The organism is Sphingopyxis sp. (assembly GCF_035250425.1).
Classification (GTDB): Bacteria; Pseudomonadota; Alphaproteobacteria; order Sphingomonadales; family Sphingomonadaceae; genus Sphingopyxis.
The window spans coordinates 1-15,927 of sequence record NZ_DATFFD010000248.1; the positions used below are offsets into that span (position 1 = coordinate 1).

18 protein-coding genes and 1 riboswitch are annotated in these 15,927 nt (G+C 66.9%); of the genes, 6 read left to right on the forward strand and 12 right to left on the reverse strand.

Translation table 11 applies throughout. The features are described 5' to 3' along the window. From VJ811_RS15100 to VJ811_RS15145, 10 genes are all read right to left on the reverse strand, one after another. On the reverse strand, positions 1–916 hold a 916-nt coding region (locus VJ811_RS15100), incomplete at its 3' end, for a threonine-phosphate decarboxylase (protein WP_324073805.1). Continuing rightward, complete coding sequence (locus tag VJ811_RS15105) at positions 913–1,659, reverse strand: adenosylcobinamide-GDP ribazoletransferase (RefSeq protein WP_324073807.1); 747 nt, start codon at positions 1,657–1,659, stop codon at positions 913–915. The genes VJ811_RS15105 and VJ811_RS15100, both read right to left, overlap by 4 nt. After that, complete coding sequence (locus tag VJ811_RS15110) at positions 1,656–2,225, reverse strand: histidine phosphatase family protein (RefSeq protein WP_324073810.1); 570 nt, start codon at positions 2,223–2,225, stop codon at positions 1,656–1,658. The genes VJ811_RS15105 and VJ811_RS15110 overlap by 4 nt, the downstream gene beginning before the upstream one ends. Continuing rightward, a complete protein-coding gene (gene cobT, locus VJ811_RS15115) occupies positions 2,222–3,238 on the reverse strand; it encodes a nicotinate-nucleotide--dimethylbenzimidazole phosphoribosyltransferase (protein WP_324073812.1) in 1,017 nt (338 codons plus the stop codon). The genes VJ811_RS15110 and cobT overlap by 4 nt, the downstream gene beginning before the upstream one ends. Beyond that, positions 3,235–3,642 (reverse strand): DUF1636 domain-containing protein, encoded by a 408-nt coding sequence (locus tag VJ811_RS15120; RefSeq protein ID WP_324073816.1) that lies wholly within the window; start codon positions 3,640–3,642, stop codon positions 3,235–3,237. The genes cobT and VJ811_RS15120 overlap by 4 nt, the downstream gene beginning before the upstream one ends. A gap of 94 nt (positions 3,643–3,736) precedes the next feature. Beyond that, complete coding sequence (locus VJ811_RS15125) at positions 3,737–5,695, reverse strand: TonB-dependent receptor plug domain-containing protein (protein WP_414711957.1); 1,959 nt, start codon at positions 5,693–5,695, stop codon at positions 3,737–3,739. A gap of 141 nt (positions 5,696–5,836) precedes the next feature. Next, positions 5,837–6,020: riboswitch (cobalamin riboswitch) on the reverse strand. 52 nt (positions 6,021–6,072) lie between these two features. Beyond that, complete coding sequence (locus VJ811_RS15130; RefSeq protein WP_324073821.1) at positions 6,073–7,536, reverse strand: S41 family peptidase; 1,464 nt, start codon at positions 7,534–7,536, stop codon at positions 6,073–6,075. 34 nt (positions 7,537–7,570) lie between these two features. Then, positions 7,571–8,284, reverse strand: coding sequence for an RlmE family RNA methyltransferase (locus VJ811_RS15135; RefSeq protein WP_324073822.1), 714 nt, complete (start codon positions 8,282–8,284; stop codon positions 7,571–7,573). Next, positions 8,281–9,372: a Ppx/GppA family phosphatase gene (locus tag VJ811_RS15140; RefSeq protein WP_414711956.1), complete on the reverse strand. Its 1,092-nt coding sequence runs from the start codon at positions 9,370–9,372 to the stop codon at positions 8,281–8,283. Before VJ811_RS15140 ends, VJ811_RS15135 begins: the two co-directional genes overlap by 4 nt. 188 nt (positions 9,373–9,560) lie before the next feature. After that, positions 9,561–9,968 (reverse strand): glycine zipper 2TM domain-containing protein, encoded by a 408-nt coding sequence (locus VJ811_RS15145; protein WP_324073826.1) that lies wholly within the window; start codon positions 9,966–9,968, stop codon positions 9,561–9,563. A 162-nt stretch (positions 9,969–10,130) separates the two neighbouring features. Between VJ811_RS15145 and VJ811_RS15150 the strand changes: the two genes are divergently transcribed. Then, positions 10,131–11,129, forward strand: coding sequence for an esterase-like activity of phytase family protein (locus tag VJ811_RS15150; protein ID WP_324073827.1), 999 nt, complete (start codon positions 10,131–10,133; stop codon positions 11,127–11,129). A gap of 37 nt (positions 11,130–11,166) precedes the next feature. Here the strand turns inward: VJ811_RS15150 and rpmB are convergent, their stop codons facing one another. Beyond that, positions 11,167–11,460 carry a 50S ribosomal protein L28 gene (rpmB, locus tag VJ811_RS15155; RefSeq protein ID WP_037517097.1) on the reverse strand — a complete coding sequence of 98 codons (294 nt, stop codon included), beginning with the start codon at positions 11,458–11,460 and terminating at the stop codon, positions 11,167–11,169. A gap of 139 nt (positions 11,461–11,599) precedes the next feature. On the opposite strand from rpmB, the gene tadA reads away from it, so the two are divergent. Next, on the forward strand, positions 11,600–12,055 hold the full coding sequence (gene tadA / locus VJ811_RS15160; RefSeq protein ID WP_324073829.1) for a tRNA adenosine(34) deaminase TadA: 456 nt from the start codon (positions 11,600–11,602) through the stop codon (positions 12,053–12,055). Between the two features lie 111 nt (positions 12,056–12,166). Here the strand turns inward: tadA and VJ811_RS15165 are convergent, their stop codons facing one another. After that, a complete protein-coding gene (locus VJ811_RS15165) occupies positions 12,167–12,868 on the reverse strand; it encodes an NAD-dependent deacylase (RefSeq protein ID WP_324073831.1) in 702 nt (233 codons plus the stop codon). 126 nt (positions 12,869–12,994) lie between these two features. Between VJ811_RS15165 and dapB the strand changes: the two genes are divergently transcribed. The 4 genes from dapB to VJ811_RS15185 all read left to right on the forward strand — a co-directional run. Next, a complete protein-coding gene (gene dapB, locus VJ811_RS15170; protein WP_324073833.1) occupies positions 12,995–13,723 on the forward strand; it encodes a 4-hydroxy-tetrahydrodipicolinate reductase in 729 nt (242 codons plus the stop codon). A gap of 4 nt (positions 13,724–13,727) precedes the next feature. Beyond that, the gene (gene nth / locus VJ811_RS15175; RefSeq protein WP_324073835.1) at positions 13,728–14,384 is read left to right on the forward strand and encodes an endonuclease III; all 657 of its coding nucleotides are present in this window, start codon (positions 13,728–13,730) and stop codon (positions 14,382–14,384) included. A gap of 337 nt (positions 14,385–14,721) precedes the next feature. After that, positions 14,722–14,922, forward strand: a complete 201-nt coding sequence (locus VJ811_RS15180; RefSeq protein ID WP_324073836.1) for a hypothetical protein — start codon at positions 14,722–14,724, stop codon at positions 14,920–14,922. 67 nt (positions 14,923–14,989) lie between these two features. Next, positions 14,990–15,927, forward strand: a 938-nt coding sequence (locus VJ811_RS15185) for a M20/M25/M40 family metallo-hydrolase (protein WP_324073838.1), incomplete at its 3' end; no start/stop codon positions are given.

Here is a 15,927-nt window from a genome sequence, read left to right on the forward strand (position 1 = left end):
CGATCCGCAGCCAGCGCGGCTGGTCAGCGAAGGGGCGCGTCAGGATCGCGCGCCGGGCAAGATGCTCGAACAGCGCCTGCGCATAGTTAACCTCGATCAGGCGAAATAGCGGACAGGCGCCGATGGGCTGGAAACCTCGACCAGCCAGCATCGCGTCGAGTGCGGCGGCTTCATCCGTAAGCTGTTGCCGTGCGGCGGCGATCCAGTCGCGATCGGCATAGGCAGCGGTTCCGATCATGATCGCCGCCGCCGACAGCGGCCATGCGCCGAGCCGTTCGCGCAGCGCCGCGACGATGGTCTTCGGTGCGACGACGAAGCCGAGCCGGACGCCCGCAAGGCCGAAGAATTTTCCGAAGGAGCGGAAGACGATTAGCCTTTGGTCGTCATCGACCAGTGGCGCGACGCTCGTGGTCGGATCGGGATCGGCAAAGGCTTCGTCGACCAGCAGCCAGCCGCCGTCGCGGCGACGATCGAGCAAGGCGCGCATTGCATCGGCGCCGATCGTTCGCCCGTCGGGGTTGTTGGGATTGGCGACGACCAGTGTGCCGCCCCAATGCGCGGCCTCGTCCGCTTTGATGGCAAGGCTGCCTGCGATCATTTCGCCATGGGTGCGATAACCGGGGGCGACATGGCGCGCCGGGCCGCCGATCAGCGCGCCGGTCAGGCGCAGGCCGGCTTCGGTCCCCGGCACCGCGCAGAGATGGCGGGCATCGACCCCTAAATAAGCGGCGGCGACGGCTTCGAGCCGCGCGAGGGCTCCTGCATCGGGCAGGCGCTGCCAGTCAAATGCCAGCGCGGCGGCGCCGGGCCATGGGTGCGGATTGATTCCGGTCGACAGGTCGATCCAGCCGTCGCCGCCGAAATGACGTTTTGCAGCTTCGATTCCGCCGCCGTGCCACGTCCAGGGGACACTCATGCCAGATGCGCCAACAGCACCGCCGCGCCAAGCAGCATGGTTTCTCCGATCTCGATCCCCGCGCCGTGCCCGTCGCCCGAAATTCCGCCGATCTTGTGCAGCAGCCACCAGCCCCAAGAAAAGAAGACCAGCGGCGCGATCAGCAGCGAGGGCGACGCCCACGCGGCGGCGATGAGGGTCAAGCCCCAGATCAGGAAGTCAGCCGGGCGCACCGCAGTGCGGAAACGCGAGCCGAGCCCGGCGTGCAGGTCGGGCAGGGCGCGCGACCATGCGAGCGGGCCGATCCGCGCGGCGAATGGGATCAGCGCGATCGCGGCGAACAGCTGGCGGTCGAGCAATGCATGGAGCAGCACCAGCTTGGCAATCAATTGCAGCGCGATCGCCACCACCGCGAAGCTGCCGACATGCGGGTCGCCGAGCACCGCGAGCAACCGTCCGCGGGCCTCGTCGGCGGGCAGCCGTCCGCGGGCCTTGTGCGCCGCCCCGCTCGCGTCGGCGATATCGCCGAGCCCGTCGAGATGCAGCGCGCCGGTGACCGCGACCCACAGGATCAGCGCGGCGAGCGCGCCGGTCCACGGGTCGATTCGCGCGCCCGCCCAGCCCGCGCCGGCGACGAGGGCGCCGACGATCAGCCCGACGGCGGGGAACCAGCGCATCGACGCCGCGAATTCGTCGCCCGACACCGAAATGCGCGGGGCCGGCAAGCGGGTCAGGAACTGGATCGCGACGATGAGCCCCTTCATGGATAAAGCCCCGCGACCTGCGCGCTCGGTTGTGCGCCCGGCCAGGTGCGGAGCGAGAGCCGCGCGGCATAGGGCAGATCGAACGCCCAGAGCTGGCATTGGTCGAAACCGCAGAGGCTATGGAGCGCCGCGCGCATTGCGCCGCCGTGGGTGACGACGAGCGTCGGGACGGGGGTCAGGTCGGCGATGGCGGCCGATACGCGCGCTACCAGCGCCGACCAGCGCTCGCCGCCGGGCGGCGGACAGGCATCGGGATCGTCCCAGAAACGGCCGAGTGCGTCGCGATCGATGGCGCTTGCCGCCTTGCCGTCCCAGTCGCCGAAATCGAGTTCGCGCCAGCGCGGATCGATGATCAGCGGTACGCCCAGCGCCGCGCCGATCGCTTCGCCCGCCGCGCGGCTGCGGTGAAGGCCGGACGCGATCAGGCGTTCGATGCCAAGGGTTTCGGCCTGCGCCACGCAAGCGGCGATGCCCTCGGTGATTGGCGCGCCATCGGTGCGGCCCATCAGCAATCCCGGCGTTTCGGGGGCGCCGTGGCGCAGCAGATGGAGCGCGAAGCCGGTCACAGCGACGCCGAAACCTGTGCCTCGGCAAAGGTCGCCATCCGGTCGTGCGCGGCGAGCGCGCTGCGGATGATGTTCGCCGCGACCGCCGCGCCGCTGCCTTCGCCCAGCCGCATGTCGAGCGACAGCAACGGATCGAGCCCGAGCAGCGCAAGCAGGCGCTTGTGTCCCGGCTCCGCCGAGCAATGGCCCGCGATGCAATGGTCCGCGATTGCGGGATTCTCGGCCGCGAGCGGGGCGATTGCCGAAGAACAGATGAAGCCATCGAGCAGCACGGGCACGCCAAGCTGGCGTGCGCGCAGGATCGCGCCCGCGATCGCCGCAATCTCGCGCCCGCCGACGCGGCGCAGCGTCTCGAACGCCGAACGCGGTGCATCGATGTGAAAGGCGAGCGCGCGTTCGACGACTTCGGCCTTGCGCGCAACGCCGTGGCCATCGACGCCGGTGCCGGGGCCGACCCATCCGGCCACACCGCCGGCGAAGCTGCGCGCGCACAGCGCGGCGGCGGCGGTCGAATTGCCGATCCCCATTTCGCCGAGGACGATCAGATCGAGATCGGCGTCGACCGCGGCCGCGCCGCGGTTCAGTGCGTCGAGGCATTCGGCCTCGCTCATCGCCGCATCGACGGTGAAATCGGCGGTCGGCCGGTCGAGGTCGAGCGCAACGACGGCGAGTTCAAGCCCGGCCGCGCCCGCCAGCGCGTTGATCGCCGCACCCCCGTTCGCGAAATTGGCGACCATCTGCGCGGTGACGCTGGACGGGAAAGCGCTGATGCCGTGGACAGTGACGCCATGATTGCCGGCAAAAATGGCGGCGCGCGCGCGGCCTATTCTCGGTCGTGCACTGCCCTGCCAGCCGGCGAGGAAGATCGCCAGATTCTCGAGCCGCCCCAGCGATCCGGCGGGTTTGGTGAGTTCGGCCTGCCGCACCCGCGCATCGGCTTCGGCATTGCGGTCGGGCTCGCGCAGGTCGGCGAGTGCGGCCGCGAAGGCCTGAACGGAAGCAAAGCTGGTCATTCGGCGACAAATCCTGGCGGTGGGGTGCGGGTGATGAAATGTCCTTTGACGCCTTCGGGCCAAAGAGAAAAGGGGACGCGGCCATGCTCGCTCGCGGCATAATGGACCGCATAATCGAGGATGGCTCGCGCCGATTCCATATCGCCTTGAAACCGGCCGAGAACATAGCCGACCTTGCCGGGCGCGCGCAGATGGACGGTGCAATGATCCTGGCACGCGAAAAAGCAGGCCATTTCCTGCATCGCGATGCCGGCGTAGCGCGAATCCTGTTCCTTGAGACGCTTCAGCGCCTCGACGAGCCGGGCACCGCCGCGTTCGCCTGTCGCGTCGTCCCGGGACTCGCGGCTGTACCGGCAGCTGTTGCACACTACCACCGCAGGCCCCGGGTCGACGCGTGTCAGCATCGGGCGGCCGTGGTGGTCTGCAATACCGGAACCCTCGCCGCCATGAGCAGCGAGACCGAGAGCGCCGACGCGCCGCGCTGCGACAGCGCGGCCATCAGAAGCGCCCCCGGATACCGGCGTAGATGCTGCGGCCGAGCGAGCCGTAACGGAATGCCGTCATATATTGCTCGTCGAAGATATTCTCGGCGCGCGCGAACAGCTTCACCGCGCCCGACAGCGCATATTCGGCGCGCAGGTCGACGAGCGTATAATCGTCGAGCCGCGTTGTGTTGCCCGCATTGTCATAGCTCTTGCCCGACCAGCGCACCGCCGCGCCGAGTTCGAGCCCGAAGCCGAAGGCATAGCTCGCCGATGCATTGGCAGTATTGCGCGGGCGGCGCGGCAGCCATTTGCCGAAATTGGCGGTGCCCGCCGAGCGGTCCTCGGCGACGATCCAGCTATAATTGCCGTCCAGCTTCAGCCCGCCGAGCGTCAGCGCGGCGGTGGTTTCGACGCCATGCGCCTCGCTGCGCGCGACGTTCGAATAATAGCCGAAGCGGCGCGTCGCCGGATTGCCCGGCACAGAGCACATCGGATTGATCGAGGTGCCCGAACAGCTGTTGAAGATGATCTGGTTCACCGTCGTGCGGTCGAACCATGCCGCGCCGACGACGAGCTTGCGGCCCAGTAGATGCTGCTCGATCCCCGCCTCCCAGCCATGCGCTTCTTCGGGATCGAGGCCGATATTCCCATATTCGCTGAACAGCTGATAGAGCGACGGCGCCTTGAAGCCCTCGCCATAGCTTGCACGCAGCACGGTGCCGGTGGCGAGGCGCCAGACGCCACCCGCGGCGAAGAGCGTCTGTCCGCCGTCGCGGTCGTGATCGTCGTAACGGACGCCGCCATTCAATGTCAGCCCGTCCAAGGGTTCGACACTGAGCTGGCCATAGGCGCTCGTCAGTTCCGCCTTGCCTCGTACAAAAGCCGGGATCGGGGTCGCGAGCGACGCGGAGGGCGAACGGCTGCGGAAGTCCGAGCGCTCATTCTCGACCCCGAAGATCGCGGTGATGCGATCGGTAAAGTCGAAGCTGCCCTGATATTCCCACCGTTTGTTCTTGCCGTCGGCCTCGAAACTGCGCGGACGCGCGCGATCGGGGTTGAAATTGTCGCGATTGGTGTCGGTGTAGGCAAAAGCGAGACGATTGCGAAAGCGTCCGCCGGCGAGGTCGAAGTTGAGCCCCGCATAGCCGACGAATTCCTTGTTCTGCCCATAATCGTTGCTGTCGGTGTTGAAGCCGTCGAATTCGACGCGGCCGCTCGAATAAGTGCCGCGCACCTCGGCGCTGATATTGTCGGCGAGCGCCAGCTCGGCGCGGCCCGAAACATTGGTGTTGCGATAGCCGTCGCGCTCGACCCCGCCGAACGCCTTGGCGTGCGACGAAATGCCGTCGGTGGTGAAGCGCTGGCCGCCGAGGCGCCAGCTCAAGGAGCCCGTGCGGCCGCCGATCGCGGCGCGCGCGCTGACGGTCTCGCGCGACCCCGCCTCAAGGTCGAAGCTGCCTTCGAGGCTCTTCTCGGGCGCGGCAGTGACGATGTTGACGACGCCGCCGATCGCCTGGCTGCCCCACAGGATCGACTGCGGCCCGCGCAGCACCTCGATCCGGTCGATGTCGCCGGCCAGCAGATTGGCGAAGTTGAAACCGCCGCCGGTCGACGACGGATCGTTGAGCTTCACCCCGTCGATCACGACGACGCTATGCTCGGATTCGGCGCCGCGGATGCGCAGCGAGGTCGAGGTGCCATAGCCGCCGTTGCGTGCGATGCTGATCCCCGGCGTGCGGAGCAGGAGTTCGGTGACGCCGATGTCCTGCGCGCGGTCGATCGCTTCCTTGTCGAGCACGGCGATCGAGGCGGGCACTTCGTCGAGCGCTAGCGGCGCGCGCGTCGCGGTTACGATGATGCTGTCGCCGTCGGCGGCGATGGCGTGTGCGGTCGACGCCTCGTCGGCGAACGCAGCGGAGGATGCCGCGGCGGCGGCAAGGCAGATCGAACTTCGGAAAATCACTTCGAACATAGGATAACCCTCGACAATGCCGCCCACGCGCACGGTCGATGCGGTTGTCCCAAGGACGCACGACATCGCCCGCGCGCATGCGCAGCCAAGCTTGTCGTCATGCGGGTTCACCCCCGTCCGCCCGGCACACCCTGTCCGCACGAAAGACGACGGCGACGGGCAGGTCTCCTGGCTTGCGGGTCAGCGCCGGTCGGCCGCCTTCTCGGGACCGGAATCCCAATGGCAAGTGGCCGATGGCTCACCGCGTACAGTTGCAGGGGCAGCCGGGGTTTTCCCGTTCCCTCTTAGTCCCCGTCGCCGGGGAACCTGTCGCTTGCGGCGGCCGTTAGCCTCTTTTTCGGGCCGCGGTCAATTGCTGCGACGCAGCAGGGGGTCGATCAGAACAGCCCGGGCAGTTCGCGCTGCGCCGCGCTCGGCCGCTCGGGGGTGAGCATTTCGGGCCGCGCCAACGCCGCCGACCGGCCGCTGCGCGCCGCCGCCCCCGCGCTGGCGTCGGCGATCTGCGTGGTACAGGCGGTGCCCGACAGGAAGCCGATCGCGGCGCGGATCGATGCCTCGCGCGGATCGCCGAGCGGGACGGTCAGATCGTCGCCCGCGGCGCAGCTGTTCGTGATTTTCGGGGCGAGCCCGTCATAATAGTCGCCCGCGCCGGTCGAATTGGCCGTTGCAAAGGCGACCACGCGCATGCGGTCGTCGCATTCGGCCTTGTCGAGCGCGATCTGGCCGACCGGCTTGCCATAGGTGTTGCCTCCGACGAGCGTCATATTGGTGCCGAGATGGGGCAGCATCGAATTGATCACGAGTTCGCTCGCCGATGCGGTCGACCCGGTGCCGATAAAGGCGATGCGCGTCGGCGCGATCGACTGGCTTACCGGCGTGAAGCGATGTTCTTCATTCTCGGCGGACTTGCTGGGGCGGAAACGGGTCTGCGAGAAAATCTGTCCGGCGCGATTGGCACCCATCAGATCGCCCATCAGATTGGCGGTCGAAACAAGGCCGCCGCCATTATAGCGGAAATCGATGATGATGTCGGTCACGCCGCGCGCGCCGAAATCGGCAAAGGCCGCCTTCAACTGGTCGTTCGCCGACGTGATGAAAGTGCGCAGGTTCAGATAGCCGTAGCTGCGGCCGCCCTCGGTGATGATCTTTGCGCCATAGCGGTCCGAAACCGGATCGAGCGAATAATCGGCCTTGGCGACCGTGACGTCGCGCGTACCGGCCGTGTCGGTGATGCGCAGGACACGGCTGACCCCGGGGTCGTTCGGGCCGAGCGCGTTGGTGAGGCCCGCGGTCCCTTCGGCGGCGACGATGCTTGCCACGGTGCGCAAATTGCCGCTGTTCGTGCCGATGGCGACGATCGCCGTGCCGCGATCGATCCCCGCGGCAAACGCCGGCGCGCTCTCATAAGCTTCGGCGATGAGGATGCGCTGACCCGCCGCATCATAGCTCATGCGGACGCCGAAACCCGCGCTCGATCCGCTGGCGTAGAAGGCGTTCTCCTCGGCGATCGAGGTGATGTAGGTGAAGAAGCGATCCTTGTTCAGCGCGCGCGCCGGGGCGACGAGCGCGTCGATATAGGATTGGACATCGTTGTGGCTCGCCGCGCTGACGTTCGCGACGTCGCTGGGGAACAGATACCATTCGTCGATCACCGCTTTCGCAAAAGCCTGGCGCGACGCCAGCGCACAATTGGCGGTCGGGGTAGGTGTGGGGCTTGGTGTCGGGGTGACGGTGACTGGACCGCCGCTTCCGGCGGTGCTTGAACCGCCCCCGCCGCCGCACGATGCCAGCATCAGCGCGGCGAGCGTCACAGCCGCGACCGACTGCCCCGACTCGGCCATCAAAATTCTCCCCCGGTTCGACCCATTACACTGTTTATTCCGCGTCCTTGCTCCGGCCCTTGAAGCCTTGGGCGATGACATAAAGCTCGGGCGACCCTTTACGGCTCGCCGGCGGTTTGGCGTGTTTTACCGTTGAAAAGTGACGCTTTAGTAAAGTCAGCAGCGCGTGGTCGGCGCCGCCTGCAAACACCTTGGCAACGAAGGCGCCGCCGGGCAGCAAATTCTGCACCGCGAAATCGGCGGCGGTTTCGGCGAGGCCGATCGTGCGCAGATGGTCGGTCTGTTGATGGCCGACGGTGTTCGCCGCCATGTCCGAAATGACAAGGTCGGGGGCGCTGCCCAGCGCTTCGATCAGCGCGTCGGGGGCCGCATCGTCCATGAAATCCATCTCGAGGATTGCGACGCCTTCGATCGGTTCGCAGTGCAGCAGGTCGATCCCCGCGACGCGCGCGCGCGGGTTCGCCTTGCGCACGACCTGCGACCAGCCGCCCGGCGTGATGCCAAGGTCGACGACCGCGCGCGCTTTCTTGATGAAGCCGAATTTCTCGTCGAGTTCGATCAGCTTGTACGCGGCGCGCGAACGATAACCCTCGGCCTGCGCGCGGCGCACATAGGGGTCGTTCAATTGCCGTTGCAGCCAGCGCGTCGACGAGACGCTGCGCTTGCGCGCGGTTTTGACGCGCACATGCAGGCCGCCGCGGCCCCCCGATCCTTTGGCGCCGCCGCCTTTCCCGCTTGCTCCGCTCATTTGCGATATTCGCGGCGGGTGACGGGGATGTCGCGGCCCTGCATCGCCAGCGTGCGCAAGATGCCCTCGCGGATGCCGCGGTCGGCGACCCCGACGCGCACGGCGGGCCACAGGTCGATGATGCTCTCGAGGATCGCGCAGCCCGCGACGACCAGGTCGGCGCGCTCGCGGCCGATGCACGCGATTTCTGCGCGATCGGCGATGCTCGCGTCGGCAAGGCGGCGGCTGATGTCGCGCATCGCGTCCGACGGGACGACCAGCCCGTCGACCGCGCGCCGGTCGTATCGCGGCAGGTCGAGGAAGACGCTGGCGAGCGTCGTCACGGTGCCGCTGGTGCCGAGCAGGCGCAGCTTCTGACCCGCAAAGCGTTCGGCGCGCCCGGCAAAGGCGGCAAAGGCGGTGCGCGTCACTTCGCGCATATGCGCATAGGCGGCCTGGCGCCCGGCGAGGCTGTCTTCGGGAAGCGGCGCATGCTCGGTCAGCGAGACGACGCCCCATGGCACGCTGATCCAGTCGTGGATTTTGACGTCATGGTCCGACACGTCGACGTGCATCAACTCGGTCGAGCCGCCGCCGATATCGAAGATCAGCGCCGGCCCCTCGCCGGGCTCCATCAGATTGTGGCAGCCGAGGACGGCGAGCCGCGCCTCTTCGGCGGCCGAGATGATGTCGAGGACGATACCCGTTTCGCGGCGGACGCGCTCGGCCAGTTCCTCGCCATTGGTCGCGCGGCGGCAGGCTTCGGTCGCGACCGCGCGCGACAGCGAAACGTGGCGGCGGCGCAGCTTGTCGGCGCAGATCGACAGCGCGGCGACGGTGCGGTCCATCGCGGCGTCGCTGATCCGCCCGCTGCCGTGCAGGCCTTCGCCCAGACGGACGATGCGCGAAAAAGCGTCGATGACGACGAGCTCGCCATTTTGCGGGCGCGCGATCAAAAGCCGGCAATTGTTGGTGCCAAGGTCGATCGCGGCATAGCTGCGCGGCCGCGTGATCGGCATCGGGCGCTCACCGCCGTCTGCCTTGCTTCGTCCTTTTACCGCCGGGCCGGGCCGCGGCGGTCGCCCCGATGGCGCTGCCATTTGCCGCATGGCTATTGTAACCTGTTCTGCTCACGCGCCCGCAAAAACGCGGGCGTGCACTTGAGGTCGAACCTAGGCTTCCCCCGCCATGTTGGCAAGTCCTCCCCCGGAGCCTTCGCCGCGCAAAGAAAACCCCGTCCGGCAAAGGCCGGACGGGGCAAAGGAGGGAAGGAAATTATTGGGGGTCGGGACAGCCTTTAACGGCAGCCGTCATTCCCCTTGTCGATCGCGCGGCCGGCGAGGGCGCCGACGGCGCCGCCGATGATCGTGCCGACCGTGCGGTCGCCGCGGCCGGCGATTTCATGACCGGCAAGGCCGCCCGCAATCGCACCGATCACGGTGCCGCCAGTGCCCTTGTCGCACTGGCGATAGTAGCGGCGGTCGCCACGGTAATAGCGGCGATCATTGCGGTAATCGCGGCGGTCGCGGCGATAGTCGCGGCGATCGTAACGATCGTAGCGGCGGTCGTCGCGATCATAACCGCTGTAATAGCTCGAATAGCCATCGCGGTCGTAATAACCGTTCTGCGCCGCGGCGGGAGCCGCCATGCCCAGCGTCGCGGCGGACATCAGGGCGGCGATCGAGAGGGTCACCATCTTTTTCATTGTCGTTCTCCTTCGTCGTCATTGGCCCGACTGGGGCTTTGTCGATGAAACAGGTTCTGCCCGATTCGCATTGAGCCAAGCCTGAACATCATTGTTGGCTATTGTTCAGCTTTCTGCGGCGAACCGCTTCCCTTTCGGACGCTGCCGCCCTAACCCGCGGCGATGCGCCGCCTGCTATCCGCTGCCCTAATCTTCCTTGCCGTTGGGCCGGTGCCCGGCACCGTCATGCGCTTTCCAGAGGACGACTTCACGCAAGCGGCGTCCGCGCGTGCGCTCGTCTTTCCGCCCGCGACGAGCGGCACGATGCGGTTCGTGCGCGGCTGGCATCTCGTCAGCCCGCATAGCCGGTTCGGCGGCTTTTCGGCGCTCGCCCGTACCGCGCCGGGGCAGTTCCTGCTGATCGGTGACAATGGTTATGCGACGCGCCTGACGTTCGATGCGCGCGGCGCGGTAGCGTCGGTCCAGATACGCGCGCTGCCGACGATCGATGGGCGGCCGGCGCGCAAGGCGGCCGCCGATACCGAGGCGATGTTCGTCGACGCGGCAAGTGGCAGGATCTGGGTTGCGCTGGAGGTGATCAATCAGGTCTGGCGTCTCGACGCCGGCCTGTCGCAAATCGAATCGCACCGCAAATTGCCCGAGCCGCACTGGCCAAGGAATAGTGGGCCGGAGGCGATGACGCGGCTCGCCGACGGGCGCACGGTGATCTTTTCGGAGGACGCCGATGACGATCCGCGCGGGCGCGAGGCGTTGCTCTACACCGGCGGCCCGGCCGCCCCGGGGCCGTCTCCGATTCGCTTCTTTTATGATTCGGCCGGGCGCGGGCTGGTCAGCGACGCCGCGGCGCTGCCCGACGGGCGCATCCTGCTTATCCACCGGCGGCTCGGTTTCGACCCCGTTTTCACAACGATCGTAGCGATCGTCGACCCCGCGGACATAAAGAAGGACGCCATCGTGCGGTCACGGACGATCGGCCGCGTTCCCGGCCCGCTCGCCGAAAATTATGAAGGCGCGGCGATTTCGGTCGAGCAGGGGCGGACCTGGCTGTGGCTCGTCGCCGACGATAATTTCAACAGCTGGCAACGCAGCCTGCTGCTGCAATTCGAGTTGGTGGGCCTGCCGCCGGAAGCGGGGCCGGACAGCAAAAAGGCCGCGCGGTAACCCGGCGGCCTGATTGCTTTTAGCGATTCGAAAGCGCTTAAGCGGCCTTTTCGGCCAGCTTCTTCGCGACTTCCTTCTTCACCTTGCGCGCCGAAGTCGACAGCTGATCGTCGCCGGCTTTCAGCAGCCAGTTGTCGAGACCGCCATTATGCTCGACCGTGCGCAGACCATGGGTCGAAACGCGCAGCTTCACACCCTTGCCGAGCGCGTCCGACAGCAACGTCACATTCTGCAGGTTGGGCAGGAAGGTGCGCTTGGTCTTGTTGTTGGCGTGGCTCACATTGTGGCCAACCTGGCGGCCCTTGCCGGTCAGTTCGCAGATGCGCGACATGGTCTTCGTCCTCGTCAAAAAATTTCAGGTCGGCGTCCGGGTACTTCCCGTAAAACGGGGAATACAGAACCGGAGTGAGCCGGGAAAGGCGCGCGCTTATCGGCTTGCCGGAGATTCGTCAAGCGAATAGGGCGCTTTCATGGCTCAGTTTCCGCTCCCCGAACCGATGCGTCGCGCGCTCGATCTGGCCCGCATCGCCGCGGAATGGGGCGAAGTGCCCGTCGGCGCGGTGATCGTCAAGGACGGCGCGATTATCGCCGAAGGCCACAACCGCCCGCGCGAATCGCACGACCCGACCGCGCACGCCGAAATCGTCGCGATTCGCGCTGCGGCCGCCAAGCTCGGCAATGAGCGGCTCGACGGCTGCGACCTTTATGTGACGCTCGAACCCTGCGCGATGTGCGCGGGCGCGATCGCTCACGCGCGAATCGCGCGCCTCTATTATGGCGCGGACGATCCGAAGGGGGGCGCGGTCGTCCACGGTCCGCGCACCTTCGCACAGCCGACGATCCATCATAGGCCCGAAATCTATGACGGGATCGGAGAAAGCGAAGCGGCCGGGCTCCTCAGGGATTTCTTCGCCGCGCGCAGATAAAGCCCGCGCCCCTGCGAAGGCAGGAGCCCATCTCCGGACGGCGCGTCCCAAACAAACGGAGATCCTGGCCGATAGTAGAGGTGATGGGCTCCTGCCTTCGCAGGGGCACAGTCAATCCAGCATCTCCTCGACCCACGCCGGCACCAGCGCCGTCGCCGGCCCGTGCCGTGCCTCGTCGAACCAGTGTGACCCCTGGCTCGGCTCCATATTGAGCTCGAGCGTCCGCGCGCCCGCCGCCCTCGCCTCGCGCACGAAGCCCGCGGCGGGATAGACCGCGCCCGATGTGCCGATCGACACGAACAGGTCGGCGCGGTTCAGCGCGTGATAGATCTCGTCCATCCGGTACGGCATCTCGCCGAACCAGACGATGTCGGGGCGTAAGGTGCCGACGATGCCGCACGCGCTGCACGCCGGCCGGTCGAGCAACGGCCGCGCCCACGGCACGCGCGCGTCGCACGCGGTGCACCAGGCGTTCAGATGCTCGCCGTGCATATGGATCAGCCGCTTGGCGCCCGCGCGCTCGTGCAGGTCGTCGACATTCTGCGTGACGATGAGCAGTTCGCCCGGCCAGGCGGCGTCGAGCCGCGCGAGCGCCTGGTGCGCGGCGTTCGGCGCCTTGGTCTGGATTGCCTCGCGCCGCATGTCGTAGAAGCGCAGGACCAGGTCGGGATCGCGCGCGAACGCCTCGGGGGTCGCGACATCCTCGACGCGGTGCTGTTCCCAGAGGCCGCCGCTGTCGCGGAAGGTGTCGATGCCGCTTTCGGCCGAAACGCCGGCGCCGGTCAGGATCACGATATTGCTGATGTCACTCATACGCCCTCTCTATCCGCTCGCATCGAGCGAAGTCGAGATGCCCATCGAAATAGCGCAATGCCGATGGGCATCTCGACTTCGCTCGATGCGAGCGGCTAAAGGGAGCGGCAATTTAGGGGACAAGTCATGGTGAGCATCGGCATTATCGGCAGCGAAGGGCGGATGGGCATCGCGCTCGCCGCCGCCATCTCCGAAGCGGGACAGCGCAGTTGCGGCGTCGACCGGGGCGGCAATGTTCTGAGGCTCGCCAGCGACGCCGACGTTCTCGTCGATTTCTCCTCGCCCGCCGCGCTCGAGGCGACGCTCGATGCCTGCGTCGCCGCGAAAACGCCGATCGTCATCGGGACGACCGGGCTCGAGGAGCGTCATCATTATCTGATCGACGATGCCGCGAAGGACATCGCGGTGCTCCAGACCGGCAACACCTCGCTTGGCGTCACGCTGCTCGCGCATCTGGTGCGCGAGGCCGCGACGCGGCTCGGCGCAGACTGGGACATCGAGGTCGTCGAGATGCACCACCGGATGAAGGTCGATGCGCCGAGCGGCACCGCGCTGTTGCTGGGGCAGGCGGCGGCGCAAGGGCGCGGGATCAATCTCGACACCTGCTCCGAACGCGGCCGCGACGGCCTCACCGGCGCGCGCGGGCATGGCAAGATCGGTTTTGCGAGCCTGCGCGGCGGGACGGTCGCGGGCGATCATGACGTGATCTTCGCGGGGTCCGAGGAAATGATCACCCTGTCGCACCGCGCCGAAAACCGGATGATCTTCGCGCGCGGCGCGGTTCGCGCGGCGCTGTGGCTGCTCCAGCAGAAGCCCGATCGCTATACGATGCCGCAGGTGCTCGGGCTTAACTGATCCGATGAAGAAGGCCGACATCTTCGAATTCTACCGGAGGCTCGCCGAGCTGAACCCAAGTCCCGAGACCGAGCTGGAGTTCGGCAACACCTATCAGCTGCTCGTCGCGGTGGTGCTGTCGGCGCAGGCGACCGACGTCGGGGTGAACAAGGCGACGCGGAAGCTGTTTCAGGAGGTGACGACCCCGCAGGCGATGGTCGACCTCGGCGAGGATGGGCTGAAGCAGCACATCAAGACGATCGGGCTGTTCAACGGCAAGGCGAAGAATGTCATCGCGCTCTCCGAAATCCTCGTCCGCGATTTTGGCGGACAGGTGCCCGCCGACCGCGACGCGCTCGTCGAACTGCCGGGCGTCGGACGCAAGACCGCCAATGTCGTGATGAATTGCGCCTTCGGGGCGGAGACCTTCGCGGTCGACACGCATATCTTCCGCGTCGGCAACCGCACCGGGCTCGCGCCGGGCAAGACCGTGCTCGCGGTCGAAAAACAGCTGGAAAAGAACACACCGGCGCCGTTTCGCGTCGGCGCGCATCACTGGCTGATCCTCCACGGCCGCTACATCTGCAAGGCGCGCACCCCCGAATGCTGGCGCTGCCCGGTGATCGATCTTTGCCGCTACAAGCCGAAAACCCCGGCGCCAAAGGCGAATAAGGCGGCATGATGGGAACGACTGCTTTGGGGTGGTGAACCGCCGCTATCTCCTTTGTCATCCCGGGTCGGAATTGGTCGGCACATGGACTGCGCAATCATTCCAAAGTTCAGGAAAGTTCAGCCCTATGCATCGCCCGTTTTTGGATCTGGCGTGCTGGACACGCGCGGTACGCCCCGCCGTGGCCGCACCCGCAAACGACCGCTTTTATCCACCAAATGAAAGAGCCGACTGAAGGCTGGCACGGCCGGATAATGTAGGAAAGGCTTATTTGAAGGCGGCGTCAGCTATGGGTGGGGAGCGGACGTTGCCTCTTCGGGCCGTCCGTGGCGCGCGCGAGGCCGCATGCGTGCTCAACCGCGGCGCCGAAGCGTTCATCCGCGATTATATCGCCGCCCGCCATCCGGAAGACGCCGATCGGGTGGCCGGCTTCGTCAGCACGACGATGTCCGGGCTCTCCGCCAAAGCCCGGAACGGACACGACCTGCCCCGCCTCCTCGCCACCGCGCGTCTCGCCGGATGCGTGCTTGCGCAAATCCTGCCCGATTGAACGACGGACCGGCCCGATAGCCGATGCCCCCTTGCGAAGGCGCCCCGACGCGGCATAGTCCGTCGCCATGCGTAACCTCACCGCCCCGCTCGCCCTCGCCGCCGCCCTGCTCGCCGCCGCGCCCGTCCACGCCAAACCCGCCGGCACCGAGGCGGCGAAAAAGATCCTGAAGGACAGTATCGCGATCCCGACGGTCGAGGGGCGCGGGCAGGTGCCCAAGCTCGCCGCCTATTATGCGAGCGTGCTGAAAGCCGCGGGTTATGCCGACAGCGATATCGAGATCACCCCCATCGGCGAAACCGCGACCTTCGCCGCGACGCTCGCCGGGACGGGGAAGGGCAAGCCGATCGTGCTGCTCGGCCATATGGACGTCGTCGCGGCCGATCCCAAGGACTGGACGCGCGATCCCTTCGTTCCGATCGAGGAGGAAGGCTATATTTTTGGCCGCGGGTCGGAGGACAACAAATTCGACGTCTCGATGATGGTCGCGACGATGGCGCAGCTGAAGCAAGAGGGCTTCAAACCGAAACGTGCGATCATCCTGCTACTCTCGGGCGACGAGGAAACCTCGATGATGACGACGCGCGCGCTCGCGGCAAAGTACAAGGGCGCCGAATTCGCGCTCAACGGCGACGGCGGCGGCGGGCTGATCGGCGAGGACGGCAAGCCCAAATATTACGGACTGCAGGCGGGCGAAAAATCCTATGCCGACTTCACGCTCGAAGTGACCAACCCCGGCGGTCACAGCTCGCGCCCGACGGGCAGCAATGCGATCGTCCAGCTCGCGAACGCGCTCGCCAGGGTCGGCGCCTATCGCTTCGCGCCGCAGCAGAACGAGCTGACGAAGGTCGGTATGCCGATCGTCGCCGATCAGGTCGGCGGTGAGATCGGTGCGGCGCTCCGCGCCTTTGCGGCCGACCCCGCCGATGCGAAGGCCATCGCCGCGATCCGCGCCGAGCCCGAATATGTCGGCCAGATCGGCACCACCTGCGTGCCGACGCTGGT